This window comes from Hydrogenophaga sp. (assembly GCF_018780075.1).
Classification (GTDB): Bacteria; Pseudomonadota; Gammaproteobacteria; order Burkholderiales; family Burkholderiaceae_C; genus Hydrogenophaga.
Window position 1 is genome coordinate 228982 of the sequence record NZ_JADMKB010000003.1, and the last position, 24043, is coordinate 253024.

Annotated in this window: 21 protein-coding genes; 11 read left to right on the forward strand and 10 right to left on the reverse strand. The window is 61.2% G+C overall.

Features of this window, described 5'->3' with window-relative positions; all coding sequences use genetic code 11:
* Positions 1 to 23: 23 nt before the first annotated feature.
* The 4 genes from IV088_RS01300 to IV088_RS01315 all read left to right on the forward strand — a co-directional run bounded on the left by IV088_RS01300 (position 24) and on the right by IV088_RS01315 (position 2603).
* On the forward strand, positions 24 to 1334 hold the full coding sequence (locus IV088_RS01300; RefSeq protein ID WP_291096826.1) for an FAD-dependent monooxygenase: 1311 nt from the start codon (positions 24 to 26) through the stop codon (positions 1332 to 1334).
* Positions 1331 to 1630, forward strand: coding sequence for a ferredoxin family protein (locus IV088_RS01305; RefSeq protein ID WP_177138575.1), 300 nt, complete (start codon positions 1331 to 1333; stop codon positions 1628 to 1630). The genes IV088_RS01300 and IV088_RS01305 overlap by 4 nt, the downstream gene beginning before the upstream one ends.
* A 152-nt stretch (positions 1631 to 1782) precedes the next feature.
* Complete coding sequence (locus IV088_RS01310) at positions 1783 to 2106, forward strand: (2Fe-2S) ferredoxin domain-containing protein (protein WP_291096829.1); 324 nt, start codon at positions 1783 to 1785, stop codon at positions 2104 to 2106.
* Positions 2103 to 2603, forward strand: a complete 501-nt coding sequence (locus tag IV088_RS01315) for a hypothetical protein (RefSeq protein WP_291096830.1) — start codon at positions 2103 to 2105, stop codon at positions 2601 to 2603. The genes IV088_RS01310 and IV088_RS01315 overlap by 4 nt, the downstream gene beginning before the upstream one ends.
* A gap of 253 nt (positions 2604 to 2856) precedes the next feature.
* Here IV088_RS01315 and IV088_RS01320 read toward each other — a convergent pair whose 3' ends face one another.
* Both IV088_RS01320 and IV088_RS01325 read right to left on the reverse strand, forming a co-directional pair.
* Positions 2857 to 3813 (reverse strand): nucleotidyl transferase AbiEii/AbiGii toxin family protein, encoded by a 957-nt coding sequence (locus IV088_RS01320; protein ID WP_291096832.1) that lies wholly within the window; start codon positions 3811 to 3813, stop codon positions 2857 to 2859.
* Positions 3810 to 4547, reverse strand: coding sequence for a type IV toxin-antitoxin system AbiEi family antitoxin (locus IV088_RS01325; RefSeq protein WP_291096834.1), 738 nt, complete (start codon positions 4545 to 4547; stop codon positions 3810 to 3812). The genes IV088_RS01320 and IV088_RS01325 overlap by 4 nt, the downstream gene beginning before the upstream one ends.
* Before the next feature lie 353 nt (positions 4548 to 4900).
* Between IV088_RS01325 and IV088_RS01330 the strand changes: the two genes are divergently transcribed.
* The 6 genes from IV088_RS01330 (at position 4901) to IV088_RS01355 (ending at position 15285) form a co-directional block, all read left to right on the forward strand.
* Positions 4901 to 6433, forward strand: a complete 1533-nt coding sequence (locus IV088_RS01330) for a TIGR02677 family protein (protein WP_291096836.1) — start codon at positions 4901 to 4903, stop codon at positions 6431 to 6433.
* Complete coding sequence (locus tag IV088_RS01335; RefSeq protein WP_291096839.1) at positions 6430 to 7701, forward strand: TIGR02678 family protein; 1272 nt, start codon at positions 6430 to 6432, stop codon at positions 7699 to 7701. The genes IV088_RS01330 and IV088_RS01335 overlap by 4 nt, the downstream gene beginning before the upstream one ends.
* Entirely contained in the window at positions 7698 to 11867 is a 4170-nt protein-coding gene (locus IV088_RS01340) for a TIGR02680 family protein (protein ID WP_291096841.1), read from the forward strand. The genes IV088_RS01335 and IV088_RS01340 overlap by 4 nt, the downstream gene beginning before the upstream one ends.
* Before the next feature lie 4 nt (positions 11868 to 11871).
* A complete protein-coding gene (locus IV088_RS01345; protein WP_291096842.1) occupies positions 11872 to 13170 on the forward strand; it encodes a TIGR02679 family protein in 1299 nt (432 codons plus the stop codon).
* 259 nt (positions 13171 to 13429) lie between these two features.
* On the forward strand, positions 13430 to 14125 hold the full coding sequence (locus IV088_RS01350) for a hypothetical protein (RefSeq protein WP_291096843.1): 696 nt from the start codon (positions 13430 to 13432) through the stop codon (positions 14123 to 14125).
* Positions 14126 to 14190: 65 nt separating this feature from the next.
* A complete protein-coding gene (locus IV088_RS01355; protein ID WP_291096844.1) occupies positions 14191 to 15285 on the forward strand; it encodes a hypothetical protein in 1095 nt (364 codons plus the stop codon).
* Here the strand turns inward: IV088_RS01355 and IV088_RS01360 are convergent.
* From IV088_RS01360 to IV088_RS01395, 8 genes are all read right to left on the reverse strand, one after another.
* Positions 15282 to 15767, reverse strand: coding sequence for a hypothetical protein (locus tag IV088_RS01360; protein ID WP_291096845.1), 486 nt, complete (start codon positions 15765 to 15767; stop codon positions 15282 to 15284). The genes IV088_RS01355 and IV088_RS01360 overlap by 4 nt on opposite strands.
* Positions 15764 to 16891: an ImmA/IrrE family metallo-endopeptidase gene (locus IV088_RS01365; protein ID WP_291096847.1), complete on the reverse strand. Its 1128-nt coding sequence runs from the start codon at positions 16889 to 16891 to the stop codon at positions 15764 to 15766. The genes IV088_RS01360 and IV088_RS01365 overlap by 4 nt, the downstream gene beginning before the upstream one ends.
* Positions 16888 to 17280 (reverse strand): hypothetical protein, encoded by a 393-nt coding sequence (locus tag IV088_RS01370; protein ID WP_291096849.1) that lies wholly within the window; start codon positions 17278 to 17280, stop codon positions 16888 to 16890. Before IV088_RS01370 ends, IV088_RS01365 begins: the two co-directional genes overlap by 4 nt.
* A gap of 837 nt (positions 17281 to 18117) precedes the next feature.
* Entirely contained in the window at positions 18118 to 18348 is a 231-nt protein-coding gene (gene xseB, locus IV088_RS01375) for an exodeoxyribonuclease VII small subunit (RefSeq protein WP_291096851.1), read from the reverse strand.
* On the reverse strand, positions 18345 to 20078 hold the full coding sequence (xseA, locus tag IV088_RS01380) for an exodeoxyribonuclease VII large subunit (protein ID WP_291096853.1): 1734 nt from the start codon (positions 20076 to 20078) through the stop codon (positions 18345 to 18347). Before xseA ends, xseB begins: the two co-directional genes overlap by 4 nt.
* Positions 20079 to 20462: 384 nt before the next feature.
* Positions 20463 to 22475 carry an SEC-C metal-binding domain-containing protein gene (locus tag IV088_RS01385; protein WP_291096856.1) on the reverse strand — a complete coding sequence of 671 codons (2013 nt, stop codon included), beginning with the start codon at positions 22473 to 22475 and terminating at the stop codon, positions 20463 to 20465.
* 258 nt (positions 22476 to 22733) lie between these two features.
* Positions 22734 to 22940 carry a hypothetical protein gene (locus IV088_RS01390; protein WP_291096859.1) on the reverse strand — a complete coding sequence of 69 codons (207 nt, stop codon included), beginning with the start codon at positions 22938 to 22940 and terminating at the stop codon, positions 22734 to 22736.
* Positions 22941 to 22974: 34 nt separating this feature from the next.
* Positions 22975 to 23142, reverse strand: coding sequence for a hypothetical protein (locus IV088_RS01395; RefSeq protein WP_291096862.1), 168 nt, complete (start codon positions 23140 to 23142; stop codon positions 22975 to 22977).
* Positions 23143 to 23457: 315 nt separating this feature from the next.
* On the opposite strand from IV088_RS01395, the gene radC reads away from it, so the two are divergent.
* Entirely contained in the window at positions 23458 to 23967 is a 510-nt protein-coding gene (gene radC / locus IV088_RS01400) for a DNA repair protein RadC (protein ID WP_291096865.1), read from the forward strand.
* The last annotated feature ends 76 nt before the right edge of the window (positions 23968 to 24043 follow it).

Genomic DNA, 24043 nt, shown 5'->3' on the forward strand with positions numbered 1-24043 from the left:
CCCATCCACCACCGGGGAACGCCATGAAAAAACCCTCTCAATTCGACGCCATCGTGGTGGGCGCGGGGCCCTCGGGCAACGCCTGCGCCTACACCCTGGCCAAGGCCGGCCTCAAGGTCCTGCAGATCGAGCGCGGCGAATACCCGGGTTCGAAGAACGTGCAGGGCGCCATCCTCTACAGCGACGCGCTGGAGAAGATCATTCCCGACTTCCGCGACGACGCGCCGCTGGAGCGGCACATCATCGAACAGCGCGTCTGGGTGCTCGACGACAACAGCTTCGTCGGCACGCACTACCGCAGCGACGACTACAACAAGCCGCCCTACAACCGCTACACCATCATCCGGGCGCAGTTCGACAAGTGGTTCAGCTCCAAGGTGCGCGAAGCGGGTGCGCTGCTGATCTGCGAGACCACGGTCAACCACCTCATCATGGACGGCGACCAGGTGGTGGGCGTGCAGTGCGACCGCGAAGCCGGCGACGTGTACGCCGACGTGGTGATCATGGCCGACGGCGTGAACAGCACGCTGGCGCGCAAGGCCGGTTTCCACGGCGAGATCAAGGACAGCAACGTCGCGCTCGCCGTGAAAGAGATCCTCTTCATGCCCGAAGACACGATCCGTCAGCGCTTCAACATCGGCGAAGAAGAAGGCGTGGTCATCGAGATGGTCGGCAAGATCACCGACGGCATGATGGGCACGGGCTTCCTCTACACCAACAAGGAGTCGCTCACCATCGGCATCGGCTGCATGCTGGGCGATTTCAAGGGCAGCGTGAACAAGACCAGCCCCTACACCCTGCTGGAAAAGCTCAAGCAGCACCCCTCCATCGCTCCGCTGATCCAGGGCGGCGAGATGAAGGAATACGCCGCCCACCTGATCCCCGAAGGCGGCTTCTACGCCATCCCCAAGGTGTATGGCAACGGCTGGATGATCGTGGGCGACTCGGGCGGCTTCGTCAACGCGGTGCACCGCGAAGGTTCGAACCTGGCGATGACCACCGGGCGCCTCGCGGCCGAGACCGTGATCGCCGCCAAGGCCGCCGGCAAGCCCATGAGCGAAGCGGTGCTCAAGACCTACAAGACCGAGCTCGACAAGAGCTTCGTGATGAAGGACCTGCACAAGTACCGCGACATGCCCGAGGTCTTCCACAAGAACAACCAGTTCTTCACGACCTACCCCGAGCTCGTGTCCAAGGCCGCGCACAAGATGTTCACCGTCGATGGCGTGGACAAGAAGACCAAGGAACGCGAGATTTTTTCCAGCTTCCGCACCTCGCGCTCGCTCACCGGCCTGGTGGGTGACGCCGTCAAACTCTGGAGGGCTTTCCGATGAGCGCCGTTGCCGTGAATGTCGAAGAGAAACTGTTTCAGAACCGCTACCGCGTGGACGCGGGCCGGCCCCACATCCAGATCAAGGACCCCGAAATCTGCGCCAACGACTGCGCCCAGAAGTCCTGCACCTACGTGTGTCCGGCCTCCTGCTACAAGGCCGAAGGCAACGGCAGCGTGACCCTGATCACCGATGGCTGCCTGGAGTGCGGCAGCTGCCGGATCATCTGCTCGGAGTTCACCAACGTGAACTGGGAGTACCCGCGGGGCGGGCACGGCATCTTGTTTAAGTTCGGCTGAACAGGTTCGACCCCGTTGCTTGCTCGCTGCGCGTAGCCGCATCCAGGGGCAATGCCTGAGGACCGGCAAAACTGTTTCCTCGGCATTTCTGGTTGAAGTCACCTCGCTCCGCTGCTGGCTGCTTTGACTCACAGTCTTTCAAAGGAATCCTTATGCCCCGTCCTGCCCGCCACGTTTTTGTCTGCACCCAGAACCGTCCGCCGCAGCACCCGCGCGGCTCGTGCGCCAGCAAGGGCGGCACCGCTGTCTTACAGGCTTTCTGGGCCGAGCAGCAGAAGCGCCAGGCCTACGACGCGTTGTCGGTGACTTACTCGGGTTGCCTCGGCCCCTGCGACCAGGGCGCCAACGTGCTGGTCTACCCGGAAGCGGTGATGTACCGCAACGTGACCGATGCCGACGTGGCCGAGATCTTCAACAGCCACCTCGAAGGCGGCGTGTCCGTGGAGCGGCTGCTGGCGCCGCAGGCGGTCTGGTGAACCTGCTGACGGGAGAGGCATCCACCAGCCTGTTCGGTGGTGAGATGTCCCCGGCCATCGAACACCTGATCGAGCGGGCGCGAGAGGCGCCGCGCGACCAGGCAGCGGCCATTCTCTGGACCGCGGCGGTGGGTGCGCCCGGGTGTCTGCCGGTCCACTACCTGCTGTACAAGCTGCACGCCAGCCTGGGCGAACTGGGCCCGGCCCTGCGCGCCGCTTCCACCGGGCTGGCCATGGCAGCGCAGGCAGCGGGCTTGCCCACGGACTGGCGGACCGTGCAACCTGGCGACGCGGACTTCAACGCCCCCGGCCCGGCGCGCTTCTGGCTCTTCACCCTCAAGGCGCTGGCGTTCATCCACCTGCGCCGGCACGAACGCGACACCGCCGCCGGGTTCATCGCGCAGATCGGTCGGCTCGACCCTGACGACCAGATCGGCGCCAGCGTGACGAGGACCTTGCTGCAGCACAGCGGCGACAGCGAGACCACCGCCACCTGACAGCGCGTCACATGTTGTCGATCATGAGGCCTCAAGCGGTTGCAGCACGCCGCAGGCTGTGGCACGGCGTGGCGCTGGCGTTGCTCCATGGAGCCAACCATGGAGCCATCGCCGGCCGCAGCTGCAACTCATTCGCTCTGCTTCGCTCCACAACGCTGCGCCCCCAACGAGTACACCAGGCACCCCACGCGTGGAGGCGCCCGCCCACGCCAAAAGCGGTTCTACGGAGCCATTACGGGCAGCGCATCCATGCTCACTCCGCTCTGAAGGCCGGTGGAGCATCATCGTTTGGCTCGACGGTGGCAAACCGAGCAGCCAACAGATCAGCCTGCTCGGCAAACTTCTTCGCATTGGTCTTCCGCAACTGAGCCAGGTTCTGCAGCTTCCATCGCACGCCCGGCAGATGTTCGAGGTGATCAATGCCCAGCCGCGCCCACTCCGGTGCACCGGCGACCATCGATAGCAGAAAAAGCCGTTCCTTCTCGTCCAGTCCTAACTGGATCTCGCGCACCAGGCGCTCACGGGCGGCGAGCAATGCCTCCAACGGCACCGGCTCCGCCGTCATGCCATGAAAGTTGTGCGTGAAGTCGTACTGGATGTCCCGCAGCGGAGGGAACAGCACCTCGTGCAACGGACGGTTGCTGCTGACCAGGTACACGACGAAGGCGCGCCGGATGCCGGGCGTGATGCCTTCGTGCGAAAAAAGCTGCATCACGTCGAACAGGTCGCGGGGATGCTGCCGATCCAGCGCCGCCACCAGCTTGCCGCCGTAAACGTCTTCCAGCGAGACCACCGGGATCTCCAGGTCGGCCATCAGCACATCACGCGCGGTCGGCGTGAGCGAGGCTTGACGCACCGGCAGCACGGTGCCCCGCATCACGAAATTCACCTCGATCTTGACCTGTACGGGACCGCGCCGCACCAGCAGCTTGGTCTCCCCCGCTGCTGCCGCCGGCGCGTGCACCTGCAAGCCTCGCTTCTTCAAGCGCTCGGCCGCTTGCCGGACGGCCTCATTGATGCGCGCCAGCGCCTCGTCACGTGGCAGTGTGTGGTCTGGGAAGACCAGATCAAGGTCAACCGACAGGCGCGGCATGTCGCGCACGAAGAGGTTGATCGCGGTTCCGCCCTTCAACGCAAACGTGTCGTCCACGAATATCAGCGGTGCAACCTGCGTCAGCAGGCGCGCGGTATCAAGATAAGTCTGATTCATGGTTTAAGCACCAGCAGGCCACCGGCTGATCGGGACACCCAGGGCCGGTCGCTGCCCGTCGGCAGCGTGGCCGGATCGAGCTTGGCTGCCCAGGGCAAAGATGCCTCGCGGCCGAGCTGCAGGCACAGCCTCACGGTTTTCACGCTCGTGCAGCACTGCAGCAGTTCGCGCAGCACGTCGGCGCGCAGGCTGTAGGCGCTTTCCACGAGCTCGCGCGCCTCCTGCAACGGCTGGCGGACGCCTACGTCGCTCAGCAACTCCAGCAGTGCGCGCTCCGGCGCCGATACCTGCGGCGCTCCGCTACGCTTCTCGAACGGCCCGGCGTGCAGCAAGGCGCCAGGCTGCTCATTGAAGAGCCGCTTGCGGTGATACTCGGCCGGAAAGCGCTCGGTGAACCATTCGGGCAGGCGCCCGGCCGCCCAACCGTAAAGCTGCAGCACCGGCTGCTGCGCCACATACTGGCGCACGCCGTACCAGTCCAGTGCCGACTTGCCGCCGACGTGCAAGCCTTTGAGGCGACGCTGCAGCAGGATCAGGCTCGGATGCAGCGCAAGGGTGTCGTTGGGTCGGCAGAAAACCCCGCGCGATAAGCGCGCGAGCCAGCCCGCGCGCACATAGTGCACGGCCAAATCCGCAGAGATGCCCAACGCCGCCAGGTCCTCCGAGGTCAGCGGCATCCCCGGCGGCAGGCGGGTATAGAGCGCATTTAGCTTGCTCGTTCCAGTCGTAGCCATACTGCGATTCAAACACTTTATTCAAACTTCAGTCAACTTGAAATGTGATTTTGAATCGCAGCCTGACTACGACAACAGATCTTTATCAAAATAACCAATCCACCCGTCGACAACCAAGCAAGAGATCCGCACCAATCCGCCCGACGCTGTGCATCCTTCGCTGGCTGCGGTTGGGCCCTTGATTGAGCGGCACCCCACATCGACCCAGTCGCGCGAAACGTAGCCTCCAGAATAGACCGTTCTCTTCCTGCCCTGCACACCGTGACAGAACGGGGTCGCCACGCTCCTGCCTGACATCCCGTTACTCCGGTTACTATTTGGATGACAAGGGGAACGAAGGAGGAGCACATCCAGTGCTGACAACAAACACGGCTGCAGAACTGTTTCGGCACCTGAGCACGGAGAAAGCCGTGCTCTACCGAAGCATCATGGACGTTTTCGCTGCGGCCAAGCGGCAGTACCGCCTCCAGTTGCGGCCTGACGAGGTGCTCGCCGAAGCCAACTGGCCCGGTTCACCACCTCGCTTCGAAGAAGTGAGCAGCGCCCTGGCCCAACTGGCCGAGTGGGGCAACCTCGAATCTCAGCCCGACACCGCACGCGTATCGTCGCTGAACGACTTCTACCGTGCCCGGTTTCTCTATCGCCTGTCCCACGGAGGCGAGGCGGTGGAAGCCGGTCTGGCGGTCTTTTTCCAGACCCTGTACCGTCGCGCCGAACTGCAGACCGTTGCCCTGGAAGACATCACCAGCCGCCTTCTGGCGTTGCGTCAACTGGTTGACGACACCACATCACCCGATGGTCCTGACGTCGCCAAGATGCATGAGGTGCTGCGCGATTTGGTACGCGTTTTTGAGGACCTGGCCGAAAACGCACAAGCCTTCATGGCCGGCGTGGCCCGCAGCCTGGAGCTGCAGCAAGCGGATGCGAATGCGGTCATCACCTACAAGCGGCGCCTGATCGACTACCTTGAACGGTTCATGGGCGATCTGGTCCGCCGTTCAGAGGCCATTGCCCAGCTCATTCAATACCTCTCCTCCCGCATCGATCACATCTTTCTGCAGATTGCCGAGCGCGAGGCCACCGATGCAGCACCGGGTGATGCCCAAGACCAGATCGACGAAAAAATGCGTCGCTGGCAGGGCTGGCGAGAGCGATGGAAAGGACTTCAAGGCTGGTTCCTGTCAACGGGTTCGGAGCCCCCTCAAGCGGAACTGCTGCGCGCCCGGGCGCGTGCCGCGATCCCCCAGTTGCTGGGCGCCATCGCGGCCATGAACGAACGACGCAGCGGGCGCAGCGACCGTTCGGCGGACTTTCGGATGCTCGCCCAGTGGTTTGCGGCTTGCGAAACCGAGAGCGAGGCGCACCGCCTTGCGCGGGCAGCTTTTGCGCTCCAGCCTGCCCGACATTTTTCGCTGAACCCGCAGTCTGAAGACGACATTCCCGCGAGCACCTCCTGGCTGGATGCGCCGCCTTTACGGATCAGCCCGCGTTTGCGTGAGTACGGGGAAGCAGCGCCCCGCGGCCCGCTGGCCCGGGTGCGTGACCGCAGCGAAGAACGGGCGCTGATGGCACAACAGCTCTCGGAAGAATCGCGCCAGGTGGAGGCGGCACGGCAACGTCTGGCCACCGGTCAACCGATCAAGCTGTCTGAACTGGGCGATCTGGACACGCACGCATTTGGCTTGTTCCTCAGCCTGCTCGGTGAAGCATTGGCCGAGCAGGCACACCCGGATCAAATTGTGGAGCGCCAGACAGGTGACGGACTCCTCCACATACGGATGGAGCCCCTGGAGTCGGACAGTCGTGCCCGCATCTCCACATCCAGCGGGGTGTTCTCTGGCCGGGATCACCTGCTCACGATCTCCCTGACCCAGGAGTCGATGTGAACATTCGCGTTGCGCCACGACAAGAAAACCAGCGCATTGGGGATCTCCAGAAGGCGCAGCAGCAAGACGAGTTCAGCAGAGGCTTGCGTGCACTGTTGATGCGCCCCTTGATGGCAGCAGGACACGAGGACTTTTCTGCAGTGCGCCGCCAGGCCGAACGGTTGAGAGACTGGTTCGCCAGGGAAACCGGCTGGCCACTGCACGTGGACCGCGAGGGAGCGCGACTGTTCAAGCGACCCGCCAACCTCAGCGATGACACGAGGGGTATACCTTCCTACGACAAGCGCCGCTATGTGTTGCTCTGTCTGGCTTGCGCCGTGCTGGAGCGCGCCGACCCTCAGATCACGCTTCAACTGCTTGGTGAACGCATGATGCAGTGGGCATCAGAAGCCACGCTGCAATCGCGAGGCTTTGAGTTCACGCTTCGCACTGCCGCAGATCGGCGTGACCTGGTCGCTGTCTGCAGAACCTTGCTGGAGTACGGCGTCTTGCAACGCGTTGCAGGCGAGGAAGAAGGCTTCATTCACGATGGCAATGGCACCCAGCACGACGCGCTCTACGACGTGCAACGGCGAATGCTTGCAGGCATGTTGGCCGCTGTGCGTGGTCCCTCGACCTGGCGCCCCGAGGATGCACCCATTGGGTTCGAGGACCGCCTGCGGTCTCTGGTTGTCGAACACCAGGTCGAGAGCGAACAAGGGCGACGTGACACCTTGCGCCATCACCTTGCTCGGCGCCTGTTGGACGACCCCGTGATCTACACCGCCTCGCTCGATCCGGATGTGCAAGCGTATTTCATCAATCAGCGGGGCACCATGGCCAGCCGCCTCTGCGAAGCGGCCGCCCTAACCGCTGAGCAACGTGCCGAAGGGCTGGCGCTGACCGACGAGTCCGGTCAGTTGACCGATGTCTCGATGCCTGCAGAAGGCACCGAAGCGCATGCCACGCTGCTGGTGGCCGAACATCTTGCCCTGCGTCTGCGTCTCGATTCCGGATCTGCAGGAACCACGGACGAAGCGGTTGCAGCTTTCTTGCGTGGCGCCGTCGAGCGGTATGGCCGCTATTGGCGAAAGTCGGTACGGGAGCCCGGCGCGGAACGAGAGCTGGCCGACATCGCGCTGGACAGGCTCTACAAGCTCCAACTGGTCCATCGCGAGGAAGGTTGGATTCATCCCCGTCCAGCCATCGCAAGATTTGCGCTCGGAGAAACCCAGGTGCGCCCGCCCACATCACGCCCCGGCCGTCCAGATACGCTTTTTGACGAATGACAGACGCCCTCTTCACTCCATCGCCGTCACATCGCCCTGCCCTGCCCGAACCTCATCGGGAGCGCTGGCAGCCGCTGAGGCTGGGTCTGGTCGAACTCTTTCACTACGACAGCGAGGAATTCTGGTTCAGGGACGGTCATCTGCTCCTGCGAGGCAACAACGGAACAGGCAAGTCCAAGGTGCTTTCGCTGACCTTGCCATTCTTGTTCGATGCCCAATTGCGGCCATCACGCATTGAGCCCGATGGCGACAACGGGAAGAAGATGGCCTGGAACCTGCTGATGAGTTCCTATCAGCGACGCATCGGCTACACCTGGATCGAATTTGGTCGCCGGACCGCAGATGGTGCTTCACACTACCTCACCCTGGGCGCAGGCCTGTCAGCTGCGGTGGGGAAAACACAGGTGGACAGCTGGTTTTTTATCCTTGAAGGCGGGGCCAACGGCGCGGATCCCCGCATTGGCCAGGATATCTGGCTCACCAATGAACAGAAAATGGTTCTTACCCGGGAGCGCTTGCGCGACGCGGTTGAAGGACAGGGTCGAGGCAAGATTTTCGAGAACGCACACAGCTACCGCCGCGCAGTCGATGAGCGCTTGTTCAAGATTGGGACCAAGCGCTATGAAGCGTTGATGGACACCCTGATCCAGCTGCGCCAGCCCCAGTTGTCAAAGAAGCCGGACGAAGCAGGGCTGTCGCATGCATTGACCGAGGCGCTACCGCCCATGCCCATTGAGCTGCTCGGAGATGTGGCTGAGGCTCTCAACCAGTTGGAGGAGGACCGTATCCAGTTGGAGGACATCCGCTCACTGGAACGTGCCATCAATCACTTCGAACAGCGCTACCGCACGTATGCAGGCACGGTGACGCGACGTCAAACCCGAGAGCTCAGGCAGGCCCAGACGGGGTTCGACAAGGCGAGCGAAGGACGCAACAAGGCCCATGTGGATTTGAAGGAGGCCCAGGACGCAGAAGTCCTGGCCCAAACCGATCACGCGGAGACCAAACAGATTTTGGCCGCTGCCAGGACCCGCCTGCAAACGCTTCAAAGCGATCCGGCCAATCAAGACGCCAACCGCCTGAGTCAGGCAGAAATCGATGCCAAGGAACGGAAAGCCGAGGCCGAAGCCGCCGAAACGCTCCGCAATCAGGCAAAGAAAAACCTGGACAGAGAGGAAGAGCGCAGCCGCCAGTTAAACCAGCGCTCAACAGCGGCCAAGAGCGAGCTCCTGACAGCAAGAGCTCATTGCGCCGAAGCAGCAGAAACGGCGGGTACGGTGTCCTCGCTCACGGACAACCTGCTGATCACCCTCGTGCCGGAAGATCTGCCCCAGCTGGCTCCTGCAGAAATCCAGCAAGCGGCAACTCTGCTGCGCAATGCCACCAGCAAACGCCGGGAGGACATTCGTCACCTGGAGTCGCGACATACGGCGGTGAATGTCAAGCAACAGGCTCTGGTCAATCTGCAGGCCTCGCAACGTGATCGCCAGGCAGAGCTGGAAGAAGCGGCTGAGCGACGGGCCGTGGCCGACCTGGACACCGAAACTGCTGGCAACGAGCTGATCGACGCTTGGCACACCCATTGTTCCAACCTGGTCCACCTTCACCTTGACCAAGTTGCACCACTGGAACAACTTGTCGATTGGGTTGCATGTCCAGAAGGTGCAAACCACATTCAAGAGGCATTGACCGAGGCGTATCGGAAATCGACCCAACGCCATGCCGCCCAGCACTCGGCGTTGACCACCCAACAGAACACCCTCCAGTCCGAACAGGAAACGCTCAGCACTGAAAGGGATCGGCTGCTCGCCGGACACGATGCGGTTCCCACGCCACCAGCCATGCGCGCCGCAGGGATCCGCGATGGACGTCCAGGGGCTCCGTTGTGGCGACTGGTGGACTTTCAGCCGGATCTCGACGCGAAACAGCGAGCGGGATTGGAGGCCGCGCTTGAAGCCTCGGGCCTGCTGGACGCCTGGCTGTCGCCCGACGGTGCATTGGTAGACGCCAATGGTGTGCAGTTGCTTGACAGCTCATGGGTGCGTCGCCCGCCGATCCCTGGCCACCACCTTGCGAGTGCGCTGCACCCCGACGTCCCTGACGACAGCGCAGTGACCGCTGAACTGGTCGCGTCCTTGCTTGCCACCGTAGCGTATGGGTCGGAAGATCACGGCGAGAGCGAGTCGTGGGTCAGCGAGCGAGGCGGTTACCGCTTAGGTGCTCTCGCCGGCGCCTGGCAGAAGCCACAGGCTGTCTACATTGGTCATACAGCCCGCGCGAACGCACGACAACGACGCCTCAACGAGATTGCCGACCGTCTGGAGGAGATCGTCTCGCTACTGGAAGAGTTGCAAGAAAATTTCCTGCGCCTCGCACAGGATGGACAAGAGGCAGAGCGTGAATGGAAGGACGCGCCTTCCGACCATTCGCTGCGCGCGGCGATTCTCGCTGCGGCCAGTGCGGAGCGGGAAGTGCTCCAGGCCCGTCAGCGTCTTGACGCCGCGGATGCCCAATGTCGAACCGCTGAAGCGGAGCTTCAGTCCGCCCGAGAGACCTTGGAGCGCGACGCCGCTGACCTTCAATTGCCTACGGTGCTTGCGGACTTGTCGCCCATCAACGAAGCATTGGACCGATTCGCCAACGCTCATCAGCAACTGACCCTGGCAACACGGGAATGGTGCAGTGCCTGGCCCGAGTACCAGACACAACAGGAGCGTGAGAAAGAGGCCATGGAGGCCTTGAGCGAACGGGCGGCGTCGCTCCTCACTGCCAGCGAGCGAGCATCTGAATCTGCGGCGCGCTATGAGGTCCTAAGAGGAATGATCGGCGCCAAGGTTGAAACACTGCGTCAACAGCTACAAGATGCGTCCGCAGAGGTCTCAATCGCTGATGAAGCGTGGGAGGCCGCCCAGTCTGCCCTGACAACGGCCAGCGAGAAGCGCGCGGTGGCAGCAAGCCAGGCAGATGCCGCCGATGCCGTGCTGGCCGAGCGAGCGACCACCCGGGCGCATGCCATAGAACGCCTGCAGCGCTTCACCGAGAGCAGCTTGCTGGCGTCCGCTCTTCCGGACTTTCCGGTTCCGGACGGGACGATCCCTTGGACCATTGACCCGGCCCTGAGCCTCGCTCGCCGGGCTGAACAGGCCCTCGCCCACATCGCAGACGACGAAGCTGCATGGGGCCGTATTCAACGGCTGGTCGCTGAAGACCTGACAGAGTTGCAGCGATCACTCAGTTCGCTGGGCCATCAGGCGACCTCGGAACCCAATGACTGGGGATTCTCTGTTCATGTCATCTACCTGAACAGGCCTGAGCGACCCGACGCACTGTCCAATCGGCTGGCCGACGAGATTGCGCAACGCAGCGAATTGCTCACAGCCAAAGAACGAGAGGTTCTGGAGAACCACTTGCAGGCGGAAATCGCTGCCGAGATTCAGCGCCTGATGCGCGCGGCCGACAAGCAGGTGGATGCCATCAATGAGGAGCTCCGCAAACGCCCAACGTCCACGGGGGTGCGCTACCGTTTGCAGTGGCTCCCTCTGACACCGGAACAGGGCGCACCCACCGGTCTTGAAGTCGCCCGCGAACGCTTGCTCAACCGAAGTGCCGACATGTGGTCGGCCGAAGACCGCAGCGTGGTGGGGGCCATGCTTCAGCAGCAAATCGCGGCGGAGCGCGCGCAAGCAGACGCCGGCACCACAGGTTCAAGCTTGGTTGAGCAGTTGGCAAAGGCTCTGGACTATCGCCGCTGGCATCGGTTCAGCGTGCAAAGGCATCAAGATGGTCAATGGCGCAAGCTCTCTGGTCCAGCCTCCAGCGGGGAACGCGCACTCGGTCTGACTGTTCCCTTGTTTGCGGCCATTTCCAGCTTCTACGGACGAGGAGGCAGCCCATATGCGCCTCGCCTGATGTTGCTCGATGAGGCATTTGCAGGCATCGACGACGCGGCCCGCGCACATTGCATGGGACTGATACGCGAGTTCGATCTGGATTTCGTGATCACCAGTGAGCGCGAATGGGCCTGTTATGCAGAACTGCCAGGCGTATCGATCTGCCAGCTCCAACGCCGCGAGGGCGTGGATGCTGTCTTCGTCTCTCGTTGGGCCTGGGATGGTCGAGCCAAGCGACAGGAAGAAGACCCGGACCGTCGCTTTCCCACACCGTGATCACATGGCGAACGATCCCACTTTCGATCCAAGGCTGATCAGAAGGCTCGGGGGCGCCGAGCTTGCTGAGTTGCGTCGGCGGATGAGGCGGCATTTCGAGCGGTATGGACGCGATCCAGAAAAATCGGGCTTCCACCTGACCAACCTGAGCGCCGTTGAATACGAGGCGTTGGCTCTGCTCATCGGTCTCCCGCCCCGCTCCACCCGATCTGTCCGAATCAACATCGCCCGGTTCGACGCAGCTTTGCAGGAGGCGGGCATAGCCAACTCGCTTCAAGAAGCCTTGGAAACGCTGGATGGCCCCATCGTGAACCGAGCAGAGGCCAAGGCCGAGCTGCAGTCACGCTGGACCAGCGTTACCGACAGTCACGGGCTTCACCCCTCGCTGCACGCGTGGTTGCAGGGATCATCAGCCGTCGGCCTGCTCAAGCGCGTGTCCAAACAAGAACCTCAAACCGCTCACCAACTGCTGCAACAAGCGCACGCGGTCATGCAACATCTGCCAGCCCAGGGTTTGACACGCGCCCAACTGGCCGCCGATGCGCTCGGCAATGCCCACTCCCTCGACAATGGACAAGCGGTGGCCACGGTTGTGCTGGCCGCATTGCAACATGGCGCCAACACCGATGAGCAGGAGCAATCCACTTCTGAGGAAGCCACAGACGAAGCAGATGGCGCTCGTCGACCCAGCGAGAGGGTGCGAGATGTCTGGGCTCGATCGGGCGTGCTCGTCAACGAGTTGGCCCGCCCTGCCCTGTTTCTGAATCTGCCAGTCCGCACTCCGTCAAATGCGCCGGCCGCAGCAGGTGAACCAGGTTACCTTTCCCTGCGCCGCCTCGTGAGAACACCCCCTGCCTGGGATGTTGCGGATCAGATCATCTACGTCTGCGAGAACCCCAACATCGTCTCAATTGCAGCGGATCGACTGGGTGCTGCATGTGCCCCCCTAGTGTGCACCGAGGGCATGCCTGCTGCCGCACAGCGTGTGCTGTTGAAACAGCTGTCAGACGCGGGAGCCAAGCTGCTGTATCACGGAGACTTTGATTGGGCTGGTATTCACATCGCCAACAACGTCATGAAGCTCTGCGATGCACGCTCATGGCGATTTGGAGCCGAGGACTATCTCCAGGCAGTCAAGTCCCTCGCGGCCAAGGAGCGGGACCTGGAGGATGTGCGCATTGCCGCATCTTGGGACGCTGCTTTGGTCGATGCGATGCGATTGAAGGGGGTAGCCATCGCTGAAGAGGCTGTTGTCTCGCAACTGGTTGATGATCTGCGGCAGTTCGGGTCGAGCTCACATTGATCACCGCATACCCTCGCGCGAGTCACACTGCGACTTTGCTCGGTGAATATCAAGTGGATTGCCTCGCGAAAGAGCAGACATCAAATTTGAATGCCCGCACTCAGCGCCTAAGGCTGCCATGCTGGAGGGCTGCAGCGCTTGCGGCCTGACCTGTGCAGAAACCGCTGGGTCAATACAGAATTTCTCTGGGAGTCTTATGCCCGTTCTGCAAACTGCGAAATCTCACTTCGATACCGACTTGACGCGTGCCAGGATGCTCATGAACAACGCTGCGCTATTGCCTGCATGCGGAGACGACATGCTCCGGTCAGCGCTGATGTTCGCGGTCGGGGCGTGTGACGCATACTTTGCTGATGCCTATGCCGATGTCATCTCCAGAGTGCTGCGTGCGAAGGAGTTGCAGCCTGCCGTCGTGTTGCCAGATCGACTGAACAATCTACGAATCCCTGTGACCGCAATTCTTCGACAGACGTCGATGCCCGGATGGCGATGGCGGATGGCTGCCAGGGAACTCGTGGAGAAGGAGAACGTCCTCTCCTTTGCTCAGATTTCAGGACTGTTCAACCAGTTCTTCCCAAAGCGGCGAGGCTTACTCAGCCGTGATCGAGTGCTGGGTTGGATCTCGGACCCGCAGGCAAAACACCGTCATTTCGGGATAAGCGCAGCCCAACTGGCTGCCGTACCAGCCCCCAACGTGGACGCTCAAAAGGATAAGGCTCTGGCTCACTTTGAAGCGAGATTCGTCGCCATCTTCCAGCGACGCCACGACTGCATCCACTGCTGTGACCGACCGAGGGTGGCCATCCAAACGATCAACCTGTTGGCGGTTCAGAAGAAGATCGAAGACGTGGAGTTTCTCGTAGACCGTTGCCACGCAGAACTTTGCGACCGATTTGCCACTTACCTAGACGACCTCGGCTTCAATCCCGGGACTCGCAACCAAGTGATGACATAAGGTACGGCTTCTGCGAAAGGAATGGCCTGCCCTCTCCCGGCACGCAACTTCGCGATAATGCTTGCATGGATTGCAAAGTCATTGCCGTGGGGAAACGCCGAGATGGCGGCACCCGATATTGGTGCCTGGAGCACCACGCAAACGCCACAGCCAAATACGGAGTAGCTGCGGACAAATGCGTGGCGGCAGACGACCCGCCGATCACATCCGAAGAAACGCTTCACCTAGACTTCGCGGACTACCCTGGCGGGATCGCCCTGTGGGGTTCGGTGCCCGCTGTCTACGACACAACGACCCAGCCCACCGACCGTGGCATCCACGTTCACGCCAGGGAGGCTCGCGGGGGGCAAAAAGACATCGACAGGACTTACCGCCGGCTACGAATCCCGCACCGCGTGGACCTACTCTCCGACGGCTGGGTTGATGTCGACGAGATCGACGCAATCAACTATATGGTGTCAAGCGTCTTCGGCTTCGAGACGATACCTGTGAAGTGCATCTACTGCGGTTTCCCACACTTGGACCGCGATTGGTTTGCCGTGCACTCGCATCGTAAGCACCAGTGCCACGGTTGCGGTCGTCAGTTCTCCGATACGGGCGTTGGTATCGGCAATCCGATTGCCGAGTTGCGCAAAATACTCGGTGCTGTGCCCACGAAGAAGCGCAAGGCTCCCGACTCAATCTCGATCAAGCAGTGTGACTACCCAGGCGGCATCCAGATCTGGGGCTCGAATCCTGCAATTCTCTGGACTTCGACGGACCCCGAGATGACGGGTATCCATTTACATGCATTCAAGACCAGCGAACAGGAAATGCCTGATGTCGACGAAACCTATGCCAAGGTTACGATTGACGGGATCAAGTTGGATCCGGAACAGGTCCGCACCTACATGGCGCAGTCGGCCATGCCGCATCTTGAAGGCAGAGTGGTGGATCTCATTTGTACACACTGCGGGGAGCCTCACTTCGAGCGAGGGGAGCTTGCTTTTACCCCACACATCGACCACGATTGCCACTCATGCGGCAGGACCTTCCAGGCGTCAGGCCAGAAGAAGAAGACCATCGGAAATCCCTTCGTTGGCATTCGACAGAGACTGGCTCAAAACGCCATCAGACCCGTACGCGAGGACAAGTTGGGGCTACGCCCAGAGACAATCTAGGGCTCAAAGTCGGCCACAGCAAGCTTGGGCAGAAAACCGCCTAGGCGCTTCATCTGCTGATAGGCCTCGTACGCTTGCTGCGCTGTGATCAGCCCAGCGACAACCGCCTCGCGAAGCAGACCCACAGTCCCTGTCATGCGAGGGATGCCAATCTCGCGCTCGATCACTTTGCGCGCGGCCCCATCATCGCAAGCGACCGAACAGCCTAAGGCCTTGGCGGCCAAGATGCACTCTGTCTCACCTGGGCCTAGTTCCCAAACGGCGAGAGCGTCCTCGAACTCCTGAGCGTCGATAGCAGTGTCGTCAACCCAGTCGATGTCGCCGCGTTCAACGGCCGCCTTGATAGCCTTTGCGACGGTGCGCGACTCGCGCAGCACCTCGGGACTGATTTGAAACGCCCTTAGCGGGAGCGAGAGAACTTCGGTGAGAACATCACCGTTGTCCAGATTGATCAATGTGGATGCGTCGAGGACAACGATCACGCGGTGATTTCCGAGTTCGCGACCACGATAGCCGAAACGGGAACATTCAGCAGTTCCGCAGCTTTGCCCAGCGACAACTTGCCTGCTCTAACTTTTGCCGCAGCAGACTGCATGAGCGCGGGAGTGGTTTCAATCACAAGTTCCTGGCGCGCCGGAACGCCAACGTCAGCAGCGAATTTTTCGGGATTTTTGAAGTCGTCTTGCAGCCGTTGGTAGAAGGCACGCGCACCGCTAACTGGCAGCAAACCAAAGGTTTCGAAGCGCCGAGCCGCCACCTCAAAGCTGACATGGAATAGATGCGCAATCCAAGCGATCTCCGCAGCCCCTAGTGGTTGATTCGAGATCCCAAGGTGTTCACGAACAACTTTTAGGGCGCTGAGCACTCCGTGCTGGGGTAACAATACAGCGGAGGCGAAGGCGTCAGCGAACTTCTCCTCGGCGCGCCGCGGACTGCGCGACCAGTCAGCCTCTTTGTCTAGGTGTGCGTAACCTTGGTCTCGGTGGCCATGATGTGCAACCAAGTGACCAAGCTCGTGGGCGACAGTAAAAAGCATCCGTGGCCTGAAGGTGCGCGGGCCAATGATCACAATTGCGTGGCCATCGACGATAGCTGAGACTCCTTCGACGGAGGGGTCGCGCGAAAACAGAAGCAGCACACCCAAGGCGGCGAGGACTCTCGCCAACTCCGGAAAGGGTTCAAGGTCGCCTATGCCTCCGAACTTCTGGCGGAACATGTCCGCGAATGCGAAAGCGTTGTCAGGAGTTGGCTCCATGCCATAGAAGATATCCAGCCAGGTCAAATCCGAGCGCAGCCCACGCGCAATGGAGAGCGCGTCGCGGACTTGTGCCGAGAGCACGTCTACATGAGAGGCGACTTCAATTGCCTCTCGCTGCTCAAGGGTCTGCCGAAACAGCATCTTGATCGGCTCGGCCGCCTCACGCTCGCGCTCCATCAAGCTGGACACCGGAACCTGCAGCGCCTTGGCGATACCTCGCATCTCCCCCAACGTCGCCCTCGCACCACCCGCGACCTGCTCGAACCTTTCGGGAGTCATGCCAGCCTTCTTGGCCGCCTTCTCCATGGTCAAGTTCCTGCTCACCACGTGGGCCGCGATGTTGGTCACGAACGCGCCTCACGCTTGATGTCGTCGAGAGCGCGCAGCAACTGATCAACTTGCACGTTGGAAAGCTTGCGTCCGCGCCCAACCACCTGCTGCATTCGGTACCCAGGAATGTCGAAGATCTTCGACAGGATGCCCACAGACCGGTCACGGCCGATTTCGACTTCTCGAGGCGTCTCAAGGATCACAGGGTCTTTGCCCAAAATGTAGTTCTTGATGCGGCTTTCGAACTTTTCGCGATCGCGCTTGTCGTGCTCGTCGAGAGGGTGCTGGGTCCCGTCCGGCAGGGCAATGATGTTTCCTGCGCGCTGATTCCCGTCAAAATGCAGCGCGTTCTCGGGACGGTGTCGAAGAGCCTCCAGCTGGTCGTCGAGCTTCTGATCAATCTGCATACCACCAATGACGTACTGGGGGATGGTTCGCCCGCGGCTACCACTGATCACGAAGATGTGGTCGCCAGGCCTCACCATGCGCCTCAGGTCTGGCCTACACGTGCCCATTGATGGTCGTTTGGAACTGAGCATCGGATCCACGAGGGCGAGCCCGGCTCCGGGGTCGGATCCGGGTGACACGAATATGTAGCTAGGCATAGTTCTCCTTTGAGGAACATCTGTATTTTTAACCAGTATTGTTTTTTTCGCAAGAATTTCGCACCACTCACCGCCTGCTCGAGGGCGACGGTCGAGTGGCTATGACTTGCATCTCGACCTTGTCAGCACGACGGCCAACGACTGCTCCCGTCGTCGAAATCGAAATTGTGGGATTGTGGGTGGCCACTCAAAGCGCAAAGGGCCGCAATTCAACGACTAAGCTGGACACCAGCACTTCGTGCGCAAATGTAGGGTCGATCACTACATCGATCGAAGCACCACACGCTCTGGAACTCTCTCGAAAAGCGAGTAGCTCGCACCAACAGTGGCGCTTTCGCTTGATACCTCGCTCGCCCTCAGTCGCGCTACAAAAGAGAAAAAAACGCCCGGCGATCACTGACCACCGGGCGACTCAACCAACGAAAGGTTGGCCCGCCTAGGGAGGAAAGACGGGGAGGCACGCTGGCCTCGGGTTCAGTTTAGCGCTTCGCGCGGCCGGCTGCTGCCACTGCTTGTCCCGCCGAACGCGACGCCTCGCGACCTACACCCCATGAAATGCGATCCCTATCGGTGGACACAGCTCATTGTGTTGGGGTGGTCGAAGAAATGCACTGCCGCACCACAAGTGCACATACGGGATCAATCCCCTTCAGCGGTGTCCCGGTCTGAATCGTCTTGGCGGGCAGAGCTGAGCGCCTTCTCCAGAGCTTTCTCCACCGCATCAATGCGGGACTGGCATACCTTGTAGGCAGCGACGGATTCCGTCACGATACTCAACAGATCATCGATGTTCGGTTCCTGCTGATCACGCAAGGCCTGCGCGTGTTGCTGCAACATGCCATAGGCTTCTTTGAACGTTTTCTGGGTCATCGGGTTCTGCCTTTCAACTCAGCGGCACGCTGGCCGTCTCTGAATTCGATGGTGATGTGGGTGTCTGGTGCGGTGGCGCTGGTGATCACCCGGCCTGTGACGTCCCTGACGAGTGCAAAACCTCTGTGGAGCGTCTTCTCGGGTCCCTGTCCAGCAATCTCCCGTATCAACGCCTGAGTGCCGGTGCGGGCATCGGACAAAGTCCTTCGCGCACGGGCACCTATGTCGTCGAAGGTTCTCGTCACGGCTTCTTGCTGTTGGCGCAGATCGGTGGACACCCGCTCGGCGACGTAGCGCCATTCTGCTGCGCTCAGCACCTCCGCAGTGCGAAGCGACTTACTGGCCTCGGCCCGAATCTCGCTCATCAAGGCCGGGACATCCCGCTGTGCCTGGTGCAGTTGCTGTTGCGCCAGGTGCTGGATGTTGGTCAACTGCCGGTGCGAGGTTTCGGCTGCAACACGCAGTTGATAGGCCGCATCCAGCTTGAGCTCGGACAACCAGGCAGAGGCTTGCTGTTTCGCATGGGCCAACTCCTGTCTGGCGCCCGTTTCCACTGCGGTGTAGATCTGCGTGGTCATGCGACGCGAGCGCTCCAGGGAATGTGTCGCCCTCTGGGTCACGAATTCGAACATGGCCTTGGCTTCGCGCGTGCGTTTGACGATGGTGTGCTCGATCCCGGCGATGACTTTGGAGGGGGTGTCGAAGCGGGCGTTGGCCACCTCATCCAGCACGGTGTTATCCCGTTCATGGCCGATGCCAGTGAGCACGGGAATACCCAGTTCGCAGACACAACGCACCAGCCCGTAGTCGTTGAGCCAGGCGAGGTCATTGACTGCGCCACCACCGCGGATGATCACAACCGCGTCGGGGTGCCAGGGGTGGTTCAGCTCAATCTGTTGCAGGGCGGAAAGCAGTGCCGTGCGGATGTCAGCGGCGGCACCATCGCCTTGAAAACGGCTGTAGGCATAGATGAAGTGGCAGATGCCGTGCGCCTCCAGCCGTGTGGCTTCCGCCTCAAAATCCCCCAGGCCGGCGCCCCCTTCGGGTGCCACCACCAGCACATGGTTGTAGTCCCATGGTCGAGGCAATAGGCGGTTCAAGTCGAAAAGCCCCTCGCGCTGAAGCCGTTCACGGATTTCCCGTTTGCGTGCCTCCAAGTCGCCGAGCGTGTAGTCCGGGTCGATCGCATCGAATTCAAGGCTGAAGCCGAACTGCGGCTTGAACACGGGACGGGCACGGACCAGCAGTTTGATGCCGGGACCCAACTGGGCGCCGGTGGCTTGCTGGAATTCAGGGAGGATGCGATTGGCCTGGCTGGCCCAGATTACAGCCGTCGCTTTGGCGGTGATGGCGCCGTTGCCGTCACGCTCCGAAACCTCCATGTAGACATGGCCATTGCGGACACGGGTATCAACCACTTCGACCAAAGTCCAGACACCCGCCTTGAAGGCTTCGCTGATGGCTTGCGTCACACCGGCCAGCAGACGGGAAAGCGCAATGCCCTTCTGGGGAACCGTCAGTTCGGTGCTTGCAGGTGTTGACGGTGTCGCGGGAGCAAGTGCCTCCCCGGCAGCAGGTGCCGCAGCACCCTCGGGCAACCAGCTTGTGAAAGGAGCCATGTCCCGCCCCGCCGGCACATACCACTGGCGACGTGCAGGATCCCAACGGGCGCCAAGGGCTTTGACCTGGTCCTTGTCAGCGTAGGCCGTAACGAGGTAAGTGCCGTTCATGCACCCTGCTCTTGGGCCATGGTGGGCACGCCGTCTCGCCAGGTTCTGACATCAGGAAAAGACCGGCCGCAGCCATCGCAGACCAGGGTCGGTGTCGAACGAAGCTCAGAGTGTTCATTGCGCGCCACCAGATGGTGGTAGCTGGTACCGCCACACACATGGCAGCGATTGACGGGCTTGGGATGTGACAGCTGCATGGGAAGAATTATCGGGCGATCAATGAGCCCACGCATGACAAGGAACCAACACCGTTCCACGGCAACCCAATCATCTAGGAACATGGTTCCATCGCTCGAACAACGGCTCAGTCAGGTGCCAAGGCAGCGCACTCAATCGGGCGCAGGACCTGTACGAAAATCTTCTGAGAACAGGTTTTTCTGCCGGCTACCGCTCGCTGCCAATATGGCACTTCTTGTACTTCAGGCCGCTCCCACACGGACAGGGATCGTTCCGACCGATCTTGGCGCGTGGCCATTTCTGGACTGGACCTTGGGTGCTCCTGCCGAACCGGTTCTGCATGGTCTGCGTCAAGAGGTCCATGTCGTCCGAAGGCTGCCAGGGATAGTCCAATGTCAGTCCGAAACGGATGCTTTCGTCGGTGTGCAGGCAAAGGCCAAACCACTTGCGCGCCTTCAGCGCGTACTTCCGTTTGTGACAGTGGGCTTCCAATCGATCCCTGGCCTGCCCCACGGGTCCAGGATTGCAATGAAGGCAGATCCCCTCCTCGGCTTCACCGATTGAAACGGTGAAGTCGTGTGGTTTCCCGTCGGCTCTCGCCCGACGCGTCAGCTCCTGAATGCCATGCGCGAGGTGGCGGCACGTGTCTTCCCCGAGGGTCAGTAGCAGGAACCCAAGGTCGAGGGTCGCAGGATCGCTTTTCTGTTCGATCTGTTGGATCAGCCGTTCAAATGCGGTTCCTGCGAAACGGGTCAGGATGCCGTCGGGTGTCCTGTCGCCCGACACACCGTCTCTGCGCACCATCATTGCGAGATCCAGATCGGCACTGATGTCATCGCCAAGGATCACCAGGTCGTGTTCTGGAGAGAGCCAAAGGTTCTCCTTCAGATGGAAGGACAGCGCCACCAGTTCGTGGGACAGTTGCAAGCGGTCGGCATGGAGCGCCCGCTGATGGATGTAGCCCAGCAACCGAAGCGGTGACTCCAGCATCTCCGTCAGGGCATCCAGCAGGAACACATCCATCACGAAGGGCGGCCGGATGCCCACGGTCGCTTCATGCTTGAGGAACTGGCTCACTTGGAAGCTGAGCGCCGGATAGTGGTCGGCGACCACGTTGAGCAGAAACACCTCCTTGGGTTTCCACTGAAGCACGACTTCGTTGCCGAGGGCATCGCGCAACACACAGTCCCCGGCGAGGATGTGCCGGGCACACACCATGCCCTGCTCATAGGCCTCGACAACGGCTTTCTGGAAATCCGCCCTGATCTGCCCGTCGTTGCCCCGTCGGGCTTCCAGCGTCAGCCGCTTGGACTTGGCTTGGACAACGATCGCGCGGTCGCCGAAAGTCACGAGGACATCGATCTCACCGGTCTTTTGCTTGCCGCAATACACATCGATGTTGCTGCGGACATTGGCCGCCCCGAACACTTTGGCAAGACAGCGAACCGCCATCGCCTCTGTGAACTCACCACGGTGCCTGGACGCCTTGTTCCTATAGCTATCGTCCTGCAGCATCCAGTAAAAAGGGGATTCATACAGGGCTTCCACGAGGCTGTAGTACTGGTACAGCAAGACACGACCATCGGGCAGCGGAATCAGCGGCGTGGCCGAGATCGCGTTGAAGGCACTGGCATCGGTAAAACCGGTGTTGTGGCCTTGATGGGTGAACGCCCGTAGGACGGCTTGGACTTCCTCCAGGGCGACGCCACTGGTCGCAACCAGCTCTTCGGCGGAAAGAAAGAAGCCCGGGAGAATGGTCCAGCTGGCCGTATCGTCCGGCCGCATGGCTTGGTGTGCCGCCATGACGTTTTCATTCTGACGTTCACCGATGGCGCGGACCACTGCGGTGGCGGCCTGGATGCTGAAACCTTTAGTGCGTTGCAGCCACTCGTCATCCTTGCCGTACTTCTCGGGCGAGAAGTCTCGGTACTGGAACGAGTAAGCCGACTCGCCACCATAGAAGATCGGTTCACGCAGAAATGCGCCTCGACCGGTAGCCGCATCAATCGCCTGGCCTGTGACCGCTGCACTCATGTTCGCGAACATCGGCGAGCCGATGGCTGCATGGAGTTCGTCCATCAAGGCGTCGGTTCGCTCGATGTACGACTGCATGAGCACCGGCTCAGGCAGCGACGGATCAATGTCCTTTTGAACCATCAGTCCGATGAGGGTGGTGATCTCGGTCCGAATCAGTCGCCCGCGCGTGAAGAGCTTCGCCATGTCCGGCGACTTCATTCTGGTGTCGTATGCAATGAAGTTGTCCCTATGGCAGATGTAGGCCAAGGCATGGACGTAGCCTGGACTGCAGCACAACTCAGCGAGATCACTGAAGACCACGGACTCTGCTCTTTTGGCTCTGTGTGGACCGGGCCTGGTGGCACTGTTGTTGGACATGGCAAAGGGGGTTCTGTTGAAACTGCACGGTTGCTCACATGACCTGCACGGAGACCGATAGTTGGGGCGATGGATCGGTCAGGATCACCCGTCGGAAAACTCAGCGGAAGCCGAATGCGTTTTTCCGACCCGGCTGCCATTGACGAACACTTCATTGCCCACAACCTCAATCAGGATCTCGCCGTAGCGACTCTTCCAGACATAGCGCAACACACCGGCGATGGCCAGGGGCAGTTCGTCGCCGGGGGAATTGATCCGCAGCAGCACCTCCTGGAACACGGGGGCGTTCATGCGCGAACCTCGTGGGGTGCTAGGCATGAGTTGTTCAGAACCAGCGCCAGACGCGGCGCAGCCATTCCGAACGGCGCTGGAAGCGAGGCTGGTACAGCTGACGAAATTCATGGTGCATGGGCTTCTCCTTTGCGGTGGCTGTAATTTTATACAGTATTTTGAACTGAAGGACGTTTTGTCGGCCCAGGGATTCGAGCGTCACGGCTCGCGCCGTCGGGCTCCCCGGGCACTGCCCCGAGCCAGGCGGAGCCCGTCTCGGCCGTTCGGCGGGAATCCCTGACGCCTCCGGCAGCCTGCGCTGCCTGCGCGCTGTGCTTGCCCTGGTACGCGCGAAGTGTGTGGGTGGGGCGTCTTGCTGTTCCCTTCACCGTAGCACGCCGTTCTCGGCGTCAAGGTCGGCGCGCCCTGCCCTGCGGTGGTGCGCTGGCGTCCTGCGGCCGTCTACGAACCCTGACCCCTGCGCTGCGCCGTGCAGGTGCCGGTCTCGGGCAATCCCGCCCGATTCACGGAGCCGGCCATGGCACACGATCTCTTCTCCTTTGATCCTTCCGTTCTTCTGGTTCGCGACACAGCGGGTGACTACCGCCCGGCGCAGACCGACGAAGTGCTGCAGGCGGCGCAACGCATCCTGCGGCAGCACCTGATCGAGCGAGTGCTGTTCGACTCACCCCAGGCGGTGCGGGAGTTCCTGAAGGTGAAGCTGGGTTTGCTGGAGCACGAGGTGTTCGCGGTGCTGATGTTGGACTCGCAGAACCGCCTGATCGAGTACCTCGAACTGTTCCGGGGCTCGGTAAGCCAGACCTCGGTCTATCCGCGGGAGGTGGTCAAGGAGTGTCTGTCGCGGAATGCCGCCGCCCTGGTTCTGGTGCACAACCACCCCTCGGGGGTGGCGGAGCCGTCCCGGGCCGACGAGCACCTGACGCAGACGCTGAAATCGGCTTTGTCGCTGGTGGACGTGCGGGTGCTGGACCACATGATCGTGGCAGGCGACCAGGTTCTTTCGATGGCCGAAAGGGGCCTTTTGTGAACCCGGGGCGCAGCCCCCCTTTTTTGGTCCACCGAAGTATCGGAGTGGAGTTGGATTTGACTTGGTTCCGTGAAAA

Coding starts and splice junctions, on each gene's coding strand:
- IV088_RS01300 (WP_291096826.1), top strand. CDS start 24: ATGAAAAAACCCTCTCAATTCGACGCCATCGTGGTGGGCGCGGGGCCC.
- IV088_RS01305 (WP_177138575.1), top strand. CDS start 1,331: ATGAGCGCCGTTGCCGTGAATGTCGAAGAGAAACTGTTTCAGAACCGC.
- IV088_RS01310 (WP_291096829.1), top strand. CDS start 1,783: ATGCCCCGTCCTGCCCGCCACGTTTTTGTCTGCACCCAGAACCGTCCG.
- IV088_RS01320 (WP_291096832.1), bottom strand. CDS start 3,813: ATGAATCAGACTTATCTTGATACCGCGCGCCTGCTGACGCAGGTTGCA.
- IV088_RS01325 (WP_291096834.1), bottom strand. CDS start 4,547: ATGGCTACGACTGGAACGAGCAAGCTAAATGCGCTCTATACCCGCCTG.
- IV088_RS01340 (WP_291096841.1), top strand. CDS start 7,698: ATGACAGACGCCCTCTTCACTCCATCGCCGTCACATCGCCCTGCCCTG.
- IV088_RS01345 (WP_291096842.1), top strand. CDS start 11,872: ATGGCGAACGATCCCACTTTCGATCCAAGGCTGATCAGAAGGCTCGGG.
- IV088_RS01350 (WP_291096843.1), top strand. CDS start 13,430: ATGAACAACGCTGCGCTATTGCCTGCATGCGGAGACGACATGCTCCGG.
- IV088_RS01355 (WP_291096844.1), top strand. CDS start 14,191: ATGGATTGCAAAGTCATTGCCGTGGGGAAACGCCGAGATGGCGGCACC.
- IV088_RS01370 (WP_291096849.1), bottom strand. CDS start 17,280: ATGCAGATTGATCAGAAGCTCGACGACCAGCTGGAGGCTCTTCGACAC.
- xseB (WP_291096851.1), bottom strand. CDS start 18,348: ATGACCCAGAAAACGTTCAAAGAAGCCTATGGCATGTTGCAGCAACAC.
- xseA (WP_291096853.1), bottom strand. CDS start 20,078: ATGAACGGCACTTACCTCGTTACGGCCTACGCTGACAAGGACCAGGTC.
- IV088_RS01385 (WP_291096856.1), bottom strand. CDS start 22,475: ATGGCGAAGCTCTTCACGCGCGGGCGACTGATTCGGACCGAGATCACC.
- IV088_RS01390 (WP_291096859.1), bottom strand. CDS start 22,940: ATGAACGCCCCCGTGTTCCAGGAGGTGCTGCTGCGGATCAATTCCCCC.
- radC (WP_291096865.1), top strand. CDS start 23,458: ATGGCACACGATCTCTTCTCCTTTGATCCTTCCGTTCTTCTGGTTCGC.